Genomic DNA, 1,750 nt, shown 5'->3' on the forward strand with positions numbered 1-1,750 from the left:
GAGGACGTGTTTTCCGAAATAATCGACTTCCTCCTGGAAATGCAGGAAGCCGAGAAGGATGAGGTCGGCGCCGGCCTCTTTCAGGCCGACGATGCGTTCGGCGACCTGGTCGGGCGTGCCGATCAGGTTCGAGCGGAAGCCGTCATTATATTGCACGAGGTCCTCGAAGGAGGATTTCGCCCAGTTGCCCTCGCCCTCGGGGCTGGCGCGGCCGGCATTCACCACCTGTCCGGCAAAGCCCCTGACGGCTTCGGGATTGGCCTGCGCGATGATCTCCTGCAGCACTGCCTGCGCCTCGGCTTCGGTCTCGCGCACGATGGCGAAGGCGTTGATGCCGACCTTCACTTTATGCCCGTTCGCCGCGGCTTTCGTGCGGATATCCTCGACCTGGGTGCGCAGCCCCTCTGGCGTATTGCCATTGGTGAAATACCAGTCCGAGACCCGTGCCGCCATATCCCGCGCCGCGCGCGACGAGCCGCCCTGGAAGATTTCCGGTTGCGGATCAACGGGTTTGGGCTTCAGACTATAGTCGCTGAAGCGGTAGAAATCGCCCCGGAAGGTAAAGCTCTCCTCGCTCCAGATGCCGCGCAGCGCCCGGATGAATTCCTCGGATCTCCGGTAGCGCTCATCATGATCCAGCCAGGGCTCGCCGATCGCCGCGAACTCGCCCCGGAACCAGCCCGAGACCACATTGACCGCGATCCGCCCGCCCGAGAGATGGCTGATCGTGGCGATTTGCTTTGCCGCCAGCGCCGGGTTCCAGGGGCCGGGAAGCAGCGCCGCGATCACCTTCAGCCGTTGGGTATGGGCCAGAAGATCCTGGCTGAACGAGACGGATTCATGTTGATTTTCAGCGCCATATCCTGCGGTAAAGCGGATCTGGCTCAGCGCATAGTCAAAGCCCGCCGCTTCGGCGATCTGCGCCAGTCTGCGGTTATATTCCGGCGTCCAGCTGGTGCGCTGTTCGATATCCGAGATCACGAGGCCGCCCGACACATTGGGCACCCAATAGGCGAATTTGACGGGATCGGAGGTCATATGCAGCCCCTGTGAGACGGGTTGTCCTGTGAAACGGGTTATCCGGCGAGACGGGTTATTCGGCGGCGGCGCGGATCCGCGCGGCGCCGGGGAAAATCGTGCTGAATTCGTCAATGGCGCGGGCGAGCCGGTTCAGCGCCGGGTCCGATACCAGCCGCCCCTCGCTGAAATCGCGATCCGAGACATGCACGGCGGTCGAGAGCACGCGGGCCTCGAAAAAGGCAAATAACGGCCGCAGCTGATGTTCCACTGCCAGCGCATGTTTCTCGCCCCCGCCGGTCGCGGCGATCAGCACCGGCTTGCGGAGCAGCGCGGCCGGGTCGATCAGGTCGATCAGATGTTTGAAAAGACCGGGATAAGAGCCTTTGTAGATCGGCGTCGCAACGATCAGCGCATCGGCCTGCAAAAGCGTATCGAGATTGTGCCGCGCCTGCGGGCTGAGGTCATCGGCGCGCCGCGCCCGGCCCAGATCCTCGCCGAAATCGGCGATCTCGAACAGGGTTGTGCGCGCCTGCAACCCGGCCCCGGCCAGATCCAGCGCCTGCCCGACCAGCGCGCGCGTTTTCGACGGCGCGGTGATATTCCCCGCAAGACCCACGATATGAAGTTCGGACATACAGCTTTCCTCAATCCCGACAAGTACCGTCGTGATAAGACCCGGATACCTCAACGCGCCATTCCAAATTCAGCCAAACCGCAGTGGGTTTCTTTC

Annotated in this window: 2 protein-coding genes; both read right to left on the reverse strand. The window is 62.7% G+C overall.

The window, feature by feature from the left end:
- The coding region (gene sfnG, locus M3484_RS23485; protein ID WP_249499505.1) for a dimethylsulfone monooxygenase SfnG at positions 1 to 1,038 on the reverse strand (1,038 nt) is incomplete at its 3' end.
- 55 nt (positions 1,039 to 1,093) lie between these two features.
- Complete coding sequence (locus tag M3484_RS23490; protein ID WP_092898856.1) at positions 1,094 to 1,654, reverse strand: NAD(P)H-dependent oxidoreductase; 561 nt, start codon at positions 1,652 to 1,654, stop codon at positions 1,094 to 1,096.
- Between the last annotated feature and the right edge of the window lie 96 nt (positions 1,655 to 1,750).

This window comes from Pseudomonas sp. GX19020 (assembly GCF_023371075.1).
In the GTDB taxonomy this organism is placed as follows: Bacteria; Pseudomonadota; Alphaproteobacteria; order Rhodobacterales; family Rhodobacteraceae; genus Pseudogemmobacter.

Coding starts and splice junctions, on each gene's coding strand:
- M3484_RS23490 (WP_092898856.1), bottom strand. CDS start 1,654: ATGTCCGAACTTCATATCGTGGGTCTTGCGGGGAATATCACCGCGCCG.